The organism is Streptomyces sp. NPDC056480, from assembly GCF_042795405.1.
GTDB lineage: Bacteria > Actinomycetota > Actinomycetes > Streptomycetales > Streptomycetaceae > Streptomyces.
This window is the reverse complement of record NZ_JBHTSA010000020.1, coordinates 20204-37397: the sequence shown is the minus strand read 5'-3', so window position 1 is coordinate 37397 and position 17194 is coordinate 20204. Positions and strand designations below refer to the sequence as shown.

Genomic DNA, 17194 nt, shown 5'->3' with positions numbered 1-17194 from the left:
AATCCTCACATCGGTCGCGTGGCGGGGCACCGGTGGCGATCCGGTCCGGCTCCGTCCGACCCGGCTCCGTCCGGTCCGACCCTGGCCGGTCCGGCCTCTTCGGTCCGGTCCGGTGCCCTCGACATCGACTCTAGGGACCCTTCCGGTCACTTTCCGGCCGGAACTCCGGGCAGTATTCCGGCATGGCGAACACCAGCTCACGGACCCTCAGGCTGCTCTCCCTGCTGCAGACCCACCGCCACTGGACCGGCCCCGACCTGTGCGAACGGCTCGGGGTCTCCGAGCGGACCCTGCGCCGCGACATCGACCGGCTGCGCGAGCTCGGCTATCCGGTCGGCGCGGCCCGTGGCACGGACGGCGGCTACCAGCTCGCGCCCGGCGCCGTGCTGCCGCCGCTCCTGCTCGACGACGAGGAGGCGGTGGCCCTCGCCGTCGGCATCGGCGACGCGGCGCAGAGCGGGATCTCGGGGATCGAGGACGCGTCGCTGCGGGCGCTCACCAAGGTGGTGCGGGTCCTGCCGCCCCGGCTGCGGGCCCGGGTCGACGCCCTGCGGACGGTGACCGTCTCCGCCGCGGCGCCCGGGCCGGCCGTCGCGGCGGCGGTGCTCACCACCGTCGCGCAGGCGTGCCGGGACGAGGAGCGGCTGCGGTTCGGCTACACCGCCCGGGGCTCCGCGGTCACCGAACGCGAGGTCGAGCCGCATCGCGTGGTCGCCCTCGGCGGGCGCTGGTACCTGGTCGCCTACGACCTGGACCGGCAGGACTGGCGCAGCTTCCGCCTCGACCGGCTGACCGGGCCGACGGCGACCGGAGCCCGCTTCCGGCCGCGTCCGCTCCCGGCCGAGGACGCCGCGGCCTTCGTGCGGGCGGCGAGCGGGGCTCCGGTGCCGCACACGGTCGAGGTCCTCGTCCACGCGCCCGCCGCGCGGGTGCGGCAGACGGTCGGCCGGTGGGGCACGGTGGAACCGGTCGGCCGGGACAGCTGCCGGCTCACCATGACCTCGACGTCCCTCGACTGGCCGACGCAGGCGCTGGGCAACGTGGGAGCCGAGTTCGAGGTGCTGGGGCCGCCGGAGTTCGCGGCGCACGTCCGGGAGTGGGGTGCCCGCTTCCTCCGCGCGACCGCTCAGAAGACGTCGTGATACCCGATGCAGTCGGGGTCCTGGAGGGGGCAGCCGGGGTGGGGCGTGCGGTCCGGCTCCGGGGGCGGGGGCGGCTCGTCCGCGAGGGCCGGAGCCGGGGGCAGCTCGAAGGATCCGCAGAGGCAGCCGTCACAGGTGCCCGAGAAGCGGGGTTCCCCGTGCCGGAATCGCGGATGCCCGCACCGGCACTCCTGTGTCGCCCATGCCGCCATCCCCGGACCTCCGCTCCCCCACGGTCTCCGTCCCCTCCAGGGTAGCGACCGCGTCCCCGGACCGCCCCTGTCCTCAGCTCGGTCGCATCCTGAACTCGTACGCGTCCGGCAGGAGTTCGTCGGTGATCCGCTCCCAGAGCTCGCCCAGGATCTCGGCGCCCTCGCGCAGGTCCGCGACCTCGAAGCCCTCGTCGAAGACGGCCCGGGCCTCGTCCGGCCGGCCCTCGGCGAGCAGCAGCCGGACTTCGAGCAGCCGGAAGGCCCCGCGCCGGCGGGCGGAATCCGGCAGCCGGTGCCAGAGGGCGCGGGCCCGGTCGGGCCGGTCGACGGCGAGGAGCGCGTCGAACGCCTCACGGCCGAGGGCGGCGGAGACGAGCGCCCACGCCCCGTCGCTATCCACGCCGGCCGCCACCCCCTCGGGACCCGTGGAGCCCACGGAACCTGTAGAGCCCTCGGGACCAGTGGACGCCTCGGCGCCCGTGGAGCCCCCGGGACCCGTCGAGCCCTCGGGACCCGTGGGCGCCTCCGCGGCGGCCTTCGTCGCCTCGTGGTCGGCGAAGGCCTCCGTGAAGTGCTCGGCGGCTCGTTCCGGGTGGCCGTCCTCCCGGTCGGCGACGGCCAGGCAGTACAGCAGGGGCCAGCGGGTGGTCGCCTCCTTGAGTCCCCGCTCCCAGCTCCGTACCGCCTGGGCCCGGTCACCGGCGTGCCACTGGGCGATGCCGAGCTGGTACTCGGTGGTGGGGTCGGCGGGCGCGGTCTCCAGCATGTCCCGCCAGGGGGACGCGACCAGCGGCGCGACGAGCGGCGCGATCCGGGGCGCCGCGCCCTTCGCCGGGGGCGGCAGGACCCCGGTGCGGAGCAGTTCCCGCCAGGGTTCCTGCTCGGGGCCGAGCGTCGACTCCGGGAACGGCGTACCGGGCAACTCGTATCCTCCGCGCAGGACTTCGAGCGCTCCCCAGCCGGATCCCGTCGCGAGGACCTCCTCCGGAGCGAGGTCGGCCGCGCCCTCCCGCCAGGCCGTGTACGCGGCGTCGACGGCGGCGCGGGGCAGTGCGCCGGACAGGCTGCGCTCGACGTCGGCGCGGGCGGCCGTCCAGTCGTCGCCGAGCGCCGTCGCGGGGTCGGCGGCGAGCGGCCCGTACGCCTCCAGCCAGCTGAACTCCGCACCGCCCGCGAGTTCCAGGTGTTCCAGCTGGGTGCGGGCGAGCCCGGCCTGGATCTCGGCGTAGCCGGGGGTGCCGGGTTCGGTCAGCCATTCCTGCCAGCGCCGCCCGCCGCGCCCGGTGCCCCACACGAAGAGCTTGCGGCCGCGCAGCGGGTCGGTGGAGGTCTGGACGAGTCCGCTGCCGTCCGTGTCGAGGGCGGCGATCCAGCGGCGCTGCCCCTCTGGCAGGTCGTAGAACCAGTCGGCGGCGTGCGTGCTGTTCAGCGGGTACGTGCGGTCGGTGCCGTCCTCGGTCACCGGGACGGGGACCCGGCTCAGGCCCCGCTCGTAGCCGTGGTGCCAGGCCGCGTCGGCGGGCGCGAGGACGCGGCGGTCCTCGGGGACCGCGATGTTGGACCACCAGTAGACGGGGGCGGTGCGCTCGTGGGGGTTGCGTATCCGGACCCCGACGTACAGGAAGTCGGAGCCCTCCGGGAGCCAGAGGTCGACCTGGAAGGGCAGGTCGCGCAGTCGCTCCCACTCCCAGAGACGGAGCATCGGGCCGCCGTCGGGGGCGCGGACGGTCGCCGCGTGGAGCGGCGAGCAGGAGAGGGCGGTGTGGCCGGTGGCCCCGATGTTCCACTCGACGCCGCCGGAGAACCAGGCGCCGTTGAGGGCGAACGCGGCCGGCTGGAAGACCGGGTTGCGGTAGAGGAGTTCGCGCCCGGTGGGCTTGTGGTGGAGGGAGTGGACGCGGCCGCCGAGTCCGGGCAGCACGGTCACCCGGAGCCGGTCGTTCTCGATCACGATCGTGTCGAGGTCCGCGGGCCCGCGCTCGCGGCCGTAGCCGTCGCGCACGGGCGCGGGCAGCAGGCTGCGCAGCGGGTCCCGGCCGATGCCCCTGGCCATGTCGCGCGGGAGTTCCTCGAGGGTCCGCGGGTCGACCGCGTGGGCCCCGGCGCCGGCGGGGGCCCGCAGTGCGGGAAGGGGGTTGTCCGGGCCCAAGGGGGCGGCGGGCAGCGTCAGTACGGCACGTCGTACGGTCGTCATCGCCCCATGGAACACGCCCGGAGGCCTTCCTGACCAGGGGTTCTCGGCCTCGGGCTTCGGCCGGTCCCGAGGCGCGGGGGCGCCCGGAAATTCCCGGCGGAGCGGCCGGCGGCCGTCCTAGGGTGGACGGTCGGTACGCCGTCGGGCGGCCGGGGAACCAGGGCACAGGGAGTACGAGCAATGGGCACGCAGCACACCTACCGGGTCATCGTGCGCGGCACGTTCGACGGTCTGTCGGAGGAGAGCCGGGGCCGGCTGCTCGCCGAGGTGGACGCGCACGGGCTGACCGCGATGCAGTTCACGGAGGAGGGTTCGCTGGCCTACGACCGGACGCTGAAGCACTTCTCGTACCGCCTGGTCGTCGTCTCCGACGCGGAGGACGGCGACGAGATGGCGGGCGCGCTCGCGGAGGAGCGGGTGGAGACCGCGCTCGGGGAGCTCGGCCACGGGTACAAGGGGCTGCGGTCGACGGTGACCGACCTCGACACGATGAAGATCAACTACAAGCGCTGAGCGGTGCCTGCCGGGGGGGGGCGGACGGGGGGCCGCCCACCGGCAGGCCACCCACCGACGGGCCACCCACCGACGGACCGCCACCGACGGGCCACCAGCGCTGCCGGGCCGCCCACCGACGGGCCACCAGCGCTGCCGTGCCGCCGAGCGACGGGCCGCCCAGCCGTGCCGGGCCGTCCACCGCGGGGCCATCCAGCGTCCGGCCGCCCATCGCCGGGTGCCGACCAGCGGTGCCGGGCCGTCAGCCGAGGGGGGCCCGCGCGGCGGTGCCGGGCCTTCAGCGCCGTGCCATGCGCACCCGGGGCGGGCAGCTCTCCCCCTTCCGTACGACTCCGATCATGACGGTGGTGCGGCGGTCGAGGCCCGTGCCCGCCGCCGGGTACTGCGTGACGACCCGCCACCGCGGCGGCCAGATCACCCGCCGGTCCCGCCCGCTCACGTCGTGGACGTCGAGCCGGGTGCGGCGGTCCAGCCGGGTGAAGACCCGCCACAGGCCGCGGCCGAGGAAGTCGGGCACCGGGCGGGTGCCGTCGTCGGCCGCGGCGGCCTCCTCCGTCGAGGTGACGGCGACGGCCGCGAGCGCGAGGACGGCACCCGCCCCCACGACGGCGCGCCGCTTCACTTCCGCCTCCGGGCCACGACGTAGGAGCCGCAGGCGGCGCCGATGAGCGCGGTGGCGAGCAGGGCCAGATAGAGCGGCATGGACACCTCGGGGACGAGGAGCCGGATCTTGACCTCCCGGGTGTTCTGGAAGATGAAGACCAGGGTGACGATGGCGAGCACGGCCATCCCGATCCGGCCCGGGGTGAGGGCGTCGGCGAACCGGGACCCACCCCCGCCCGATGCCCGTGACGTCTCGTTCGGACTCATGCCCGGCCCTCTCCTCCGTCGTGCCGTCGGTCGTACCCGGCCACAGCCGTGGGACCAGAATGAGGTGAGTGGAGCCTCACCGTGACGGCGAGGAGAGCCGTACGGGTGACTTGTCAGACAACGTGGGCCGACTACCGTGGTGCCGGACACCGTCGGAACCGGGCGCACGGGACCCACCGGGACCCGCAGGGACCACCGGGACCACCGGGACCACCGGGACCACCGGATCCACAGGAATCACCGGACCACCGGAACCGACCGGAATCGAGACGAGGAGCGGCCGTGGCGGTCAGCGGGCATCGGCGGCGACCGGTCGTGGCACTCTACGAGCGGATCGCGGACGCCGTCCACGACGGCACCTACCCGCCGGGCTCGACGCTCCCCTCCGAGCCGAAGCTCGCCGCCGAGCTGGGCGTGAGTCGGCCCGCCCTGCGCGAGGCGCTGCTGCTGCTCCAGGAGGACGGTCTGCTGTCCGTACGCCGCGGGGTGGGACGGACGGTCAACGACCGGCCGCCGCGGCGCGGGTTCGAGCACGTCCAGCCGCTGGAGGAACTGATCGGCGCGGGCACGCCGCTGCGGGTGCGGGCGCTGCTGCGGACGGTCGAGGAACCGACCGACTTCACCACCCAGCACCTGCTGGCCCCGGCCCGCGCGGAGCTGCGCTTCTGGGAGTCCGTGCTGGCCGGGGAGGGTACGGCGGCGGCGCTGAGCCACGAGTGGGCGGCGGCCGACGAGCTGCTCGACCGGGTGCACCCGGAGTTCGCCCGGGCCCTGCGGGCGGCGGAGGAGCGCACCGCGCGCGGGCCCGCCGTCTCCATGCTGTCGGTCCTGCTCGGGGCCTCGCGGGAGACGGCGCTCAGCGCGCACAGCGGCATCACGGCGACGCTGCTCGGGCGGCGTCGCGGGGACCAGCTGGGGCGGCCCGCGGACACCCCGGCCGTACTGGTCACCCAGGTCGTACGGGTCGGCGAGACCCCGGTCCTGGCCGCCAAGCACATGCTCCCGACGGGCGCCCCCGCGCTGCCCGTCCTGCAGTCGCACTAGGGGGGCGTCCTGTCGATCCGGCGTGATCGACAGGACGTTCCCAGGGCCTCTCCGGCCTGGATCCGCCGGGTGGGCGCCGCCCGCGAACGGGGCTCCCGACAGGCCGCCCCGGCCTCCCGCCCCACCCCCTGTCGGGCCTGTCACAGCGGGCCCGGCGCCCGTGGCGTACACTTCCCCGCCATGCACTTGTCTGACAACCCTGCCACGCCTGCCGCCGCCACCGTCTCCGAGTGGATCCGCCGGGCCCCCAAGGCCGTCCTCCACGACCACCTCGACGGTGGGCTGCGCGCCGCGACCATAGTCGAGCTGGCACGGGAGTGCGGCTACACCGCGCTGCCGACCGAGGATCCCGCCGCGCTCGCGGTCTGGTTCCGGGACGCGGCCGACTCCGGTTCGCTGGAGCGCTACCTGGAGACCTTCGCCCACACCTGTGCGGTGATGCAGACCCGCGAGGCGCTCACGCGCATCGCGGCCGAGTGCGCCGAGGACCTCGCGGCGGACGGTGTCGTCTACGCCGAGATCCGCTACGCCCCCGAGCAGCACCTGGAGGGCGGTCTCACCCTCGACGAGGTCGTCGAGGCCGTCAACGACGGTTTCCGTGAGGGCGAGCGCCGCTCCGGCGGCCGTATCACCGTCCGCACCCTCCTCACGGGCATGCGCCACACGGACCGCTCCCTGGAGATCGCGCGGCTCACGGTCGCGCACCGGGACAAGGGCGTGGCCGGCTTCGACATCGCCGGCGGCGAAATCGGCAACCCGCCGGCCCGCCACCTCCCCGCCTTCCAGCACCTGAAGCGGGAGAACTGCCACTTCACCATCCACGCGGGCGAGGCCGTCGGCGCGGAGTCGATCCACGAGGCCGTGCAGGTCTGCGGCACCGAGCGGATCGGCCACGGCGTGCGGATCACGGACGACATCGCCGAGGACGGCACGCTGGGCCGGCTCGCCTCGTACGTCCGGGACAACCGGATCGCCCTGGAGGTCTGCCCGACGTCCAACCTCCAGACGGGCGCCGCGAAGGACTACGCCTCGCACCCGATCGACGAGCTGCGCCGCCTGGGCTTCCGGATCACGCTCAACACGGACAACCGGCTGGTCTCCGGCACCACCATGAGCGAGGAGTTCCAGCACATGGTGGACGCCTTCGGTTACGGCCCCGAGGTCTTCGAGGAGTTCACGGTCGCCGCGCTGGAGGCTGCCTTCCTGCCGCTGCCGGAGCGGCAGCGGCTGATCGACGAGGTCGTCCGCCCCGGATACGCGACCCTCCGGGCCGTCTCGGTCTAGCCCACCCGCCCCTGGACCAGGGGCAGTTCGAGGGTCCCCGGATCGCCGGGGACGCCGACGACGGTCACCGGCTTGATGCCGCGGTTGCCGGAGTACGCCGTGTCGCTGCCCGCGATCACCAGCTCCAGCCGGTGGCCGGTCTCGTAGCGGTGGACGACGGCGGGCAGCTCGACGGTGAAGGTCCGGGTGACGTCCGGCACCCGGACCGGTGCGACGAGGCGATTGACCAGGGTCTTGGTGCCGTCGGGGGCGATGTCGTAGAGCTTGGCGAAGAGCACGAGCTTGTCGGCGGCGTCGCCGGAGCCCTGGACCCGCTCGGCGGCCGGAGAGTCCACCTTCAGGGTGGCCCTCGGGGCGCCGACGAGGTCGACGGGCGCGGTGAGCGGTGCACTGGTCCAGCCGAGGTAGGTGCCGGCGGTGTCGTACGGCCGGGGGTCGGGCAGTCCGATCATCCCGGCGAGCGAGGACTCGGAACGGCTCGTCGGGAAGAGCCGGTTGCTGTAGGTGCGTGAACCCCCGGCGACCTTCGCGCGGTTGTCGACGAGCTTGCCGTCGCCGGAGAGGTACAGCCGCTGGCTGAGTGCGGGCACGCCGGCGGCGGTGCCGTAGCCGCTCTGCCAGTCGCGGTACCAGGCGAAGGCGGGCCCGGTGTCGGCGGCCCGGTTCTTCCGCAGGTACCGGTCGAACCATCCGAGGATGCGCTGTCCGACGTAGCTTCCCTCCAGGTTGCCCTGCCCCAGGTCGAGTTCGCCGGGCTTCTGGCCGCCGCTGTGTCCCCAGGACTGCCAGATCATCCGGGTGTCGACACCCCTCTCGCGGAGCCGGTCGTAGGTGGCGTTCGCCTCGTTGAGGTTGAAGAGGGTGTCGGCCTGGCCCTGGACGATCAGGGTGGGGGCGGTGATCCGGTCGGTGTACGAGACCGGGGAGACGCCGCGGGCGTAGGCGAGCATCTTCTCGGTCTCGGCCTTCGGGTAGCGGCCGGAGTTGAGGAGCCGCACGGTGTCGCAGGCGTCGGTGACGAAGTGCAGGCAGCGGAGCGAGTTGATCCGGCTGGGGTCGAGGGAGGGGACGAGCAGCGGCTGCCCCTCGCCCATCAGGTAGAAGGCGTTCGCCCACTGCCATTTGAAGACGCCGGGGGTGGCGCGGTCGGCGGCGTTGGGGGCGAGGGAGTAGGCGAGGTCGTTCCAGGTGATGAGGGGGACGAGGGCGTCGATACGGGGGTCGACGGAGGCGGCGGCGAGCTGTACGGCCCCGCCGTAGGAGCCGCCGATCATTCCGACGCGCGGGTCGCCCGCCCCGTCGCGGGTGACGAAGTCGGCGCGGGTGCCGTCGTCGGCTGCCCGGTCGCCGGCGAGGAAGTCCACGAGCCGGGCGGCGGCGCGGCCGTCGATCTCGGGGTCGTCGAGGGAGATCAGGCAGCCGGACTTCCCGAAGCCGAGTCCGGAGTAGACGAGACCGACATAGCCGCGCTGGGCGAAGGCCCTGCCGATGGCGTCGGTGGACCCGTCGCTCTTGCTGCCGCCGAAGCCGTTGGTGGCGAGGACGGCGGGCGCGGGATGCGCGGTGTCCACCCCGGCGGGCCGGTACAGGTCGGCGTCGACGGCGCAGCTCCGTCCGCCTGCCTCGACGGTGAACCGCAGCGGGGTGACGCTGTACGGGGCCCCGGCGCCCTGCGCGGGCGCGGCGAGCGTCAGCGGCCCGGCGAGCGCGGCGGCTCCGGCCACGAGCGCGAGGGCCTTGCGGGATCGGGGCACGAGCGCGAGGGCCTTGCGGGATCGGGGCACGGCACGGGACACAGAGACCTCCACGCTGAGGACGACGCCGAGAGACCCACGACACCTACCGACTGGTGGACACCAGGGCAGCGCCCATGCTGTGACACGTGTAAAAGCCCGTCAATGAGCCGGACGAAGGTTGTTGACGGAGGTTCAGTGAAGGTCCGTCGCGGGGCGGCCCGTACGGCCCGGGCCCCTCGTCCGCCGCTCTTCCACCCCTCGTCCCGCCGCTCAGCGCAGGGCCGGGACGTCCAGGGTGAGGGTGTTCTCCTCCGTGTCCAGGACGGCCGGCACGCCGAGCGGCATGGTCAGGGCGGTCTCGCTGTGGCCGAAGCCCAGTTCCTCCACGACCGGGACGCCGAGGTCGCCGAGGCGGTCCGTGAGGACCGCGCGGATCCCCTCGTACGGGCCGCACTCCGCCCAGGAGCCGAGGGCGATGCCCGCGACGCCGTCGAGCCAGCCGGAGCGGAGGAGCTGGGTGAGGATGCGGTCGAGTCGGTACGGCTCCTCCCCCACGTCCTCCAGGAGCAGCAGTCCGCCGCGGGCCGAGGGGCGGGCCTGGGGGGTGGCGAGGTCGGCGGCGAGGAGGCTGACGCAGCCGCCGAGGGTCACGCCGCGGGCGCGGCCCGGTGCCAGGGTGCGGGCCGTGTCCAGACCGAGGGTGCGGACCGACTCGGGCGCGAACAGCGTGGCCCGCAGGGACTCCTGGGTGCGCGGGTCCGAGAGGAAGGTGCCGGCGGCGACCATCGGGCCGTGCAGCGTGGAGTAGCCGGCCCGGACGGCGAAGGCCTCGTGCAGGGCGGTGATGTCGCTGTAGCCGACGAACGCCTTGGGCCCGGCCTCCCTGATCGCCCGCCAGTCGACGAGGTCGACCATGCGCTGGGCCCCGAATCCACCGCGCGCGCAGAGCACGGCGGAGACCGAGGGGTCGCACCAGGCCTCGGTCAGGTCCCGTGCCCTGGCCCGGTCGGCGCCCGCGAGGTGGTCGAGGGAGGGGTGGGTGTCGAGGACGTGCGGGGCGACGACGGGGGCGAGGTCCCAGCCGCGGAGGATGTCGAGCCCCGCCCTCAGCCGCTCCTCGGGGACGGGTCCGGCGGGGGCGACGACGGCGACCCGGGCGCCGGGGCGCAGCCGCTCGGGCCGGGTGAGCGAGCCGACCGCGGGACGTGCCTCCGCCCGGGCGGGGAGGGCGGGATCGGGTGCCGTCACGTGCGGTACTCCAGGTCGGGCACGTCCGTCCGGGCGATGCCGAAGGTCCGGGCGTACAGGGAGAGTTCGGCCTCCAGGGCACGGACCATCGTGTCGGCCCTGCGGAAGCCGTGGCCCTCGCCCTCGAAGGCGAGGTAGGCGTGCGGGACGCCCCGGCCGGCGGTGCGGGTGAGGAAGCGCTCGGCCTGCGCGGGCGGGCAGATGACGTCGTCGAGGCCCTGGAGCAGGAGGAAGGGGGCGGTGACGCGGTCGACGTGCTCGATGGGCGAGCGCTCCTTGTACCGGGCGGGGACGTCGTCGATGGATCCGATGAGCCCGTGGAGGTACTGGGACTCGAAGTCGTGGGTCTCGTCGGTGGCCCAGCCCCGCAGGTCGAGGATGGGGTAGATGATCGTGCCGCAGGCGTACACGTCGGTGGAGACGAGGGAGGCGGCGGTCGTCCAGCCGCCGGCGCTGCCGCCGCGGACGGCGAGCCGGGCCGGGTCGGCGGTGCCCTCGGCGGCGAGTGCCGCGGCGACGGCCGCGCAGTCCTCGACGTCGACGACGCCCCACTGCTCGCGCAGCCGCTCGCGGTACTCCCGGCCGTAGCCGGTGGAGCCGCCGTAGTTGACCTCGGCGACGCCGATGCCGCGTGAGGTGAAGTAGGTGATCTCCAGGTCGAGGACGAGCGGGGCGTGGCCGGTGGGGCCGCCGTGGGCCCAGATCACATAGGGCGGGAGTTCGCCCTCGGGGCCGGTGAATCCGGGGTGGTGGGGCGGGTAGATCTGCGCGTGGATCTCGCGTCCGCCGGGGCCGGTGAAGGTACGGACGCGGGGTTCGGGGTGGTGGGCGGGGTCGACGGCGTCGGTGTGGGGTGCGCCGACGACCCGGGTGCGGCCGGTGCGGGTGTCGAGTTCGACGAGCTCGTAGGAGCTGTGCGGGGAGGCGGCGATGCCGACCACGCGGCTGCCGTGGGCGGCGAGGGTCGGGGCCCATTCGGTCCAGGGGCCGACGGCGTCGACGAGCGCGCCGCGGTCGGGGTCGAGGATGCCGAGGCTGGTGGTGCCCTTGCCGTGGACGACGGCGACCAGGCCGCTCTCCAGGGGGGTGAACCAGTTCAGCCCGATCTTCCAGAGCGGTCCGCCGAACTCCTCGGCACGGGGGCAGAGCGCGGCCGGTTCGCCGAGACCGCCGTCGGCGTCGACCTCCGCCCGGTAGAGGTTCCACCAGCCGGTGCGGTCGCTGACGAGGAGCAGGCGTCCGGCCGCGTCCCAGTCGACCTGCGGGATCGACTCGGCGGGGCCGCCGGCGACGGTCCCGGCCCGGTGGAAGGTGCCGTCGGGGGTGACGTCGGCGAGCTGGACCTCGGTGCCGTCCCAGGGCATCCGGGGGTGGTCCCAGCCGATCCAGGCCGCCCGGCGGCCGTCCGGGGAGAGCCGGGGGCCGGTCACGAACCGGTGCCGCCCGTCGGAGAGTTCGCGTACGGCCGTGCGGTCGTCGGCGGCGGAGCCGTCGAGGGGTACGGCGACGATCACCCGGCGCACGTCGGTGGGGGCGGGGCCGGTGAACTCCTCCAGGACGCACCACACCTCGCCCCGGTCGGGGTGGATGACCGGGTCCACCCAGCGCAGTCCGCCGCCGGTCGCGGACAGGGGGGTGAGGGGCCGGGGCCCGGCGTCGGGGGCGGCGTCGGGCTCGTAGGCGTAGAGCCGCTGGTCGGGGAAGTGGCAGAAGACGGCGAGGGGTCCGCCGGCCGGGCGCGGGACCGCCGCCCAGGGCAGGCCGCCGTACTCGATCACCCGGCTGCGGACGTTCCACGGGGAGGGCAGCAGGCTCTCCTCGGTGCCGTCGGCGCGCCGTCGCACGAGGGCGCGCCTGCCTCCCTCGGCGGGGCGCGGCGCGGTCCACCACAGCTCGTCGCCGACGACGCCGGGGTACTCGGGCCGCCCGTCGTGGGCGGCGGCGAGCGCCGCGTCGACGGGCGACGGCCAGCTGCCGTGGGCGGCGATCGTCTTCATCCCAGCTCCCCCTGTCACGGTGTTACGCGAACGATGACGGCCCTACGCCGACTTCAGGTAATGGTCGAGCACGCGGACGCCGAAGTGCAGGGCGTCCACGGGGACCCGTTCGTCGACGCCGTGGAAGAGGGCCCCGTAGTCGAGGTCCGGGGGCAGCCGGAGCGGCGAGAAGCCGTAGCCGGTGATGCCGAGCCGGGAGAACTGTTTGGCGTCGGTGCCGCCGGACATGGTGAACGGCACGACGTGCCCGTCCGGGTCGAAGCGCTCGACGGCGGCCCGCAGCTTGGCGAAGGTCGGCGAGTCGACGGGGGCTTCGAGGGCGACCTCGCGGTGGTGGAACTCCCACTCCACGTGCGGGCCGGTCAGCTCGTCCATGGTCGCGGCGAACTCCTCCTCGGTGCCCGGCAGGGTCCGTCCGTCGATGTAGGCGACGGCCTGGCCCGGGATGACGTTGACCTTGTAGCCGGCGTCGAGGATCGTCGGGTTGCTGCTGTTGCGGACGGTCGGCGCGACGAGGGCGGCGGCGGGGCCGAGCTTGTCGAGGAGGAGGTCCACGTCGAGGTCGGGCGCGTGGGTGTCGATGTCGAGGGCGTACAGCGCGGAGAGTTCGGCGAGGGCGGCGCGGACGGTGGCGGTGAGCCGGACGGGCCAGGTGTGCGAGCCGATCCGGGCGACGGCGTCGGCGAGGCGGGTGACGGCGTTGGCCGTGTTGACCTTGGAGCCGTGGCCCGCGCGGCCGTTCGCGGTGAGCTTGAGCCAGGCGGTGCCCCGCTCCCCCGCGGCGATCGGGTAGAGGGTGGTGCCGGGCTGCGGGTGGAAGCTGAAGGCCCCCGACTCGCTGATGCCCTCGGTGCAGCCCTCGAAGAGGGCGGCGTGGCGGTCGGCGAGGAAGCCGGAGCCGTCCTCGGCGCTCGCCTCCTCGTCGGCGGTGTAGGCGAGGACGATGTCGCGGCGCGGCCTGATGCCCTGCCGGGCCCAGGAGCGGACGACGGCCAGGACCATCGCGTCCATGTTCTTCATGTCGACGGCGCCGCGGCCCCAGACGACCCCGTCGCGGATCTCGCCGGAGAAGGGGTGGGTGGTCCACTCGGCGGGGTCGGCGGGGACGACGTCCAGATGGCCGTGGACGAGGAGGGCCTCGGCCGAGGGGTCGGTGCCGGGGATGCGCGCCACCACGTTGGTACGGCCGGGTGTCCGCTCCAGGAGGGTGGGTTCGATGCCGGCGGCGGCGAGCCGCTCGGCGACGTACTCCGCGGCGGGCCGTTCACGGCAGTCGCCGCCGCCCCGGTTGGTCGTGTCGATGCGGATGAGCTCGGAGGTGAAGGTGACCACCTCGTCGAGCGCTGTCGTGTCCGGGCCCCGGACCTCCTCAGCCATACTGCTCCTCCACCGCGGCCGAGACGATCGTCGTGACCGCTTTGAATGTGCGGATTGCCTCGTACATCGTCTCGCTGGTGTACGCGACGCGCCGCTCCGCGCCGCGCGCCACGCCGGGAACCACCGTGGCGGCCGCGCCCAGATGCTCGGCGTCGAACTCCAGCTCCACGGTGAAGGGGCCGCCGTGGACCGGCTCGTGGCGGACGGCGAGCGCGGCGCCGGTCTTCGCCGCCGCCCGGATGTCGCCGGCGGTTCTGGCCGGGGTCCGGCACACCGCGGCGTACCGCGAGACGTAGTCCTTGACGGCGACCTTGGGTGCCTCCGGCGCGTAGCCGAGGGCGTCCTCGCAGGTCAGGTCGTCGCCGGTGACGAGGACGACGGGCACGCCGTACTCCGCGACCACATGGGCGTTGAGCAGGCCCTCGCTGGCCCGCTCGCCGTTGAGCCAGACGCCGGTGATCGAGTTGGCGAGGTAGGTGTGGGCGAGGACGCCCTCGGTGCCGGCGCCGGTGTGGTAGCCGACGAAGGCGATGCCGTCGACGTCCCCGTGCTGGACGCCCTCGACCATCGAGAGGGTCTTGTGCCGGCCGGTGATCATCTCGGCGCGGTCGTCGAGCCGCTCCAGGAGCAGGTTCCGCATGGACCAGTGCGCTTCGTTGATGAGGACCTCGTCGGCGCCGCCGTCGAAGAAGCCGAGCACGGCGGCGTTCACGTCGGAGGTGAACATCGCGCGGCACCGCTCCCACTCGGGCGTGCCGGGCAGCACGTCGGCGGGCCAGGTCACACCGGTCGCGCCCTCCATGTCGGCGCTGATGAGGATCTTCATGACTGGCACCGTACGCGCAGCCCGGCGGCCGTACCACCCCTGTGGAAAACGTCATTGGCCTGGCCCATTGGCGGCCCGGAGGGGGTGCTGTGCGGGGTCCGCGCAGGTCCGGTGCGGGGTCCGGCGCCAGGCCCGGCCCGGGTCCCGTGCCAGGCCCGGCCCGGGTCCGTGCGAGGTCCGGAGGGGGTGCCACGGCGGTCCGGACGTGCGAGGACCCCCTCCGGCGGGGGATTGCGGAGGGGGTCGTTCGCGGGGGCCCGCGGCCCCCGGGGGCCGCGGGCCGCGGTCAGTGCGCCCGGGTGTCCGCCGGGGCGAGCCGCAGATCGCGCTGGACGGCCACGGCACCGACGGAGACGTCCACCGTGTGCGGGGTGTGGTCGTGCGCCTCGACCGACACCACGTACAGGCCCTGCTCGGGAGCGGTCAGGACGTAGCCGCCGTCCACGTGGGAGAGCACCCGGTCGGCCTGGCCGCCGTCGCTCGCGAGGAGGGTGATCGCGGCCCCCTCGACCGGGGAGCCGTCCGCCGTGTGGACGAATCCGTGGACGACGAGTCCGTCGTGGCCGGACTCGCTCTCCTCCGGCGGCTCGACGGCGAAGTGCGGCAGCCGCTTCTCGAGCCAGCCCGGCAGCCACCAGTTGGAGGCGCCGAACAGGTGCATCAGGGCCGGCACGAGCACGGTCCGCAGGATGAAGGCGTCCAGGGCGACCGCTCCGGCCAGGCCGAGGCCGAACATGGCGGTGGCCCGCTGTCCGCTCAGCATGAAGGCGCTGAAGACGCAGATCATGATCACGCCGGCGGCGTTGATCACCCGGCTGGACTCGGCGAGGCCGACCCGCACCGCGCGCGCGTTGTCGCGGGTGTGGACCCATTCCTCGTGCATCCGGCTGACCAGGAAGACCTGGTAGTCCATCGAGAGGCCGAAGAGCAGGGACAGCATGATGACCGGGAGGAACGCCTCGATCGGTCCCGGCCGTCCGGCGGCGAGGAACTCACCGCCCCAGCCCCACTGGAAGATCGCCACCACCACGCCGAAGGAGGCCGCGGCGGCGATCAGGTTCATGACGGCCGCCGTGAGCGGGACCACGATGCTGCGGAAGGCGATCAGCAGGAGCAGGAAGCCCAGGGCGACGATGGCGCCGATGAAGCCGGGCAGCTTGCCGGCGAGGGTGTCGGCGAAGTCCTCGCCGAGGGCGGTCCCGCCGCCGACGTACGCGCGCAGGGCACTGCCCTGTTCCGCGGCGGGCACGACGTCCTCGCGGATCCGGTCGATCAGCTCCGAGGTCTCCTCGGACTGCGGGTTGGTGGTGGGCACGACCTGCACGATGGCGACCTTGGAGGTCGCCCCCGTCGGGACGGGGACCACCTGGGCCACGCCCTCGGTGCTCCGCAGCCGCTCGACCAGTCCGTCCAGGGCCGTCCGGTCCTCGGGGCCGGGCACCTCGGCCACGACCTGGAGCGGACCGTTGAAGCCGGGGCCGAAGCCCTCGGCGAGCAGGTCGTACGCCTGGCGGGTGGTGCTGGTCTCCGGGTTGTTGCCCTGGTCGGAGGTGCCGAGGCGGAGCGAGAGGGCGGGCACGGCGATCACCAGCATGGCCGCGAAGGCGGCGACGGCGAGGACGCGCGGGTGCTTCTCCACGTACAGCGACCAGCGGGCGGTGAGCCGGGCCTCGTTCTCGGCCTGCGGGCCGTCGGCGGCGAGCCGGCGGCGCTGGCGGCGGCTGAGGACGCGCATGCCGAGGACGCCCAGCATCGCGGGGAGGACGGTGATGGAGGCGATGACGGTGATGACGACGGTGAGGGCCGCCGAGATCGTGACGCCGTTGAGGAAGCTCATGCGCAGGGCGAACATGCCGAGGAGCGCGATGCAGACCGTGCCGCCGGCGAAGATGACGGCCCTGCCGGAGGTGTTGACGGCGGTGACGGCCGCTTCCTCCGGAGCCTTGCCCGCGAGGATGCCCTTGCGGTGGCGGGTCACGATGAAGAGGGCGTAGTCGATGCCGACGCCGAGACCGACGAGCATCGCGAGCCAGGTCGACACCTCGGGCACCGTCGTCACCCGGCTGAGCAGGGCGATGGTGGCGGAGGCGGTGCCGACCGCGAACAGGGTCGTGATGATCGGCAGGAGCATGCCGAAGAGGGAGCCGAAGGCGAGGAAGAGGACGACGGCGGCGGCGAGGACGCCGACGATCTCGCTGAGGTGGGCCGGGGGCGCTTCGGCGAGCGCCACGGTGGCGCCGCCGACCTCGACCGCGAGCCCGTCGCCGGCCGGGGCCCTGGCCGTCTCGATGAGGGCCTTCATCTGCTCGATCTCGAGCTCGTTGCCCTGCTTGGTGAAGGTGACGCTCGCGTAGGCGGTGCGGCCGTCCTCGCTGATCTGCGCGGCACCGGCCTCGCCGTAGGGGCTCGCGACCGAGCCGACGTCCGGCTGCGCGGCGACCTTCTCCAGGGCGGCGGCCATCTTCGCCCGGACCTCGTCGTCACGGACGCTGCCCTCGTCGACCCGCCAGACGACGGTGTCGGTCTCGCCGGCCTGCTCGGGGAAGGCCTCCTGCATCAGCGAGATCGCCTTGGAGGAATCCGTCCCCGGCAGGTCGAACACATTGGCGTACTTGTCACCGAGCGAGCTGCTCGCGCCGATCGTGCCCACCAGCACGACGACCCACAGCGCGATCACCACCCACTTGTGCCGGAAGCACCATCGGGCCCACGTCCCCACGTCCATCACTCCTCGTCCGGTCGAACTCGGTT

At 74.1% G+C, this 17194-nt stretch carries 13 protein-coding genes; 4 read left to right on the top strand and 9 right to left on the bottom strand.

Translation table 11 applies throughout. The features are described 5' to 3' along the window. The first annotated feature begins 182 nt into the window (after window positions 1-182). Window positions 183-1142 carry a helix-turn-helix transcriptional regulator gene (locus ACFQ79_RS11900; RefSeq protein ID WP_383581769.1) on the top strand — a complete coding sequence of 320 codons (960 nt, stop codon included), beginning with the start codon at window positions 183-185 and terminating at the stop codon, window positions 1140-1142. Window positions 1143-1427: 285 nt separating this feature from the next. Here ACFQ79_RS11900 and ACFQ79_RS11895 read toward each other — a convergent pair whose 3' ends face one another. Then, the gene (locus ACFQ79_RS11895; RefSeq protein ID WP_383581767.1) at window positions 1428-3548 is read right to left on the bottom strand and encodes a DUF5107 domain-containing protein; all 2121 of its coding nucleotides are present in this window, start codon (window positions 3546-3548) and stop codon (window positions 1428-1430) included. A 180-nt stretch (window positions 3549-3728) separates the two neighbouring features. Between ACFQ79_RS11895 and ACFQ79_RS11890 the strand changes: the two genes are divergently transcribed. Next, window positions 3729-4061, top strand: coding sequence for a DUF6204 family protein (locus ACFQ79_RS11890; protein ID WP_383581764.1), 333 nt, complete (start codon window positions 3729-3731; stop codon window positions 4059-4061). Between the two features lie 277 nt (window positions 4062-4338). On the opposite strand, the gene ACFQ79_RS11885 is transcribed toward ACFQ79_RS11890, so the two are convergent. Together ACFQ79_RS11885 and ACFQ79_RS11880 are read right to left on the bottom strand one after the other, a co-directional pair. Further along, the gene (locus tag ACFQ79_RS11885; RefSeq protein WP_383581761.1) at window positions 4339-4683 is read right to left on the bottom strand and encodes a hypothetical protein; all 345 of its coding nucleotides are present in this window, start codon (window positions 4681-4683) and stop codon (window positions 4339-4341) included. Further along, window positions 4680-4931 (bottom strand): lipopolysaccharide assembly protein LapA domain-containing protein, encoded by a 252-nt coding sequence (locus tag ACFQ79_RS11880; RefSeq protein WP_383581759.1) that lies wholly within the window; start codon window positions 4929-4931, stop codon window positions 4680-4682. Before ACFQ79_RS11880 ends, ACFQ79_RS11885 begins: the two co-directional genes overlap by 4 nt. Window positions 4932-5213: 282 nt before the next feature. On the opposite strand from ACFQ79_RS11880, the gene ACFQ79_RS11875 reads away from it, so the two are divergent. Beyond that, a complete protein-coding gene (locus ACFQ79_RS11875) occupies window positions 5214-5975 on the top strand; it encodes a GntR family transcriptional regulator (RefSeq protein WP_383581756.1) in 762 nt (253 codons plus the stop codon). 180 nt (window positions 5976-6155) lie between these two features. Further along, a complete protein-coding gene (locus ACFQ79_RS11870) occupies window positions 6156-7259 on the top strand; it encodes an adenosine deaminase (RefSeq protein ID WP_356552255.1) in 1104 nt (367 codons plus the stop codon). Here the strand turns inward: ACFQ79_RS11870 and ACFQ79_RS11865 are convergent. The 6 genes from ACFQ79_RS11865 to ACFQ79_RS11840 all read right to left on the bottom strand — a co-directional run bounded on the left by ACFQ79_RS11865 (window position 7256) and on the right by ACFQ79_RS11840 (window position 17168). Next, on the bottom strand, window positions 7256-9013 hold the full coding sequence (locus tag ACFQ79_RS11865) for a CocE/NonD family hydrolase (protein ID WP_383581884.1): 1758 nt from the start codon (window positions 9011-9013) through the stop codon (window positions 7256-7258). The two genes, ACFQ79_RS11870 and ACFQ79_RS11865, sit on opposite strands and share 4 nt — an antisense overlap. Window positions 9014-9265: 252 nt before the next feature. Next, on the bottom strand, window positions 9266-10243 hold the full coding sequence (locus ACFQ79_RS11860; RefSeq protein ID WP_383581753.1) for an LD-carboxypeptidase: 978 nt from the start codon (window positions 10241-10243) through the stop codon (window positions 9266-9268). Next, entirely contained in the window at window positions 10240-12240 is a 2001-nt protein-coding gene (locus ACFQ79_RS11855; protein ID WP_383581750.1) for a prolyl oligopeptidase family serine peptidase, read from the bottom strand. Before ACFQ79_RS11855 ends, ACFQ79_RS11860 begins: the two co-directional genes overlap by 4 nt. 42 nt (window positions 12241-12282) lie before the next feature. Then, the gene (locus tag ACFQ79_RS11850; protein WP_383581748.1) at window positions 12283-13617 is read right to left on the bottom strand and encodes a M20/M25/M40 family metallo-hydrolase; all 1335 of its coding nucleotides are present in this window, start codon (window positions 13615-13617) and stop codon (window positions 12283-12285) included. After that, window positions 13610-14443, bottom strand: a complete 834-nt coding sequence (locus ACFQ79_RS11845; RefSeq protein WP_383581746.1) for a M55 family metallopeptidase — start codon at window positions 14441-14443, stop codon at window positions 13610-13612. Before ACFQ79_RS11845 ends, ACFQ79_RS11850 begins: the two co-directional genes overlap by 8 nt. Before the next feature lie 286 nt (window positions 14444-14729). Next, complete coding sequence (locus ACFQ79_RS11840) at window positions 14730-17168, bottom strand: MMPL family transporter (protein WP_383581744.1); 2439 nt, start codon at window positions 17166-17168, stop codon at window positions 14730-14732. Window positions 17169-17194 lie beyond the last annotated feature (26 nt).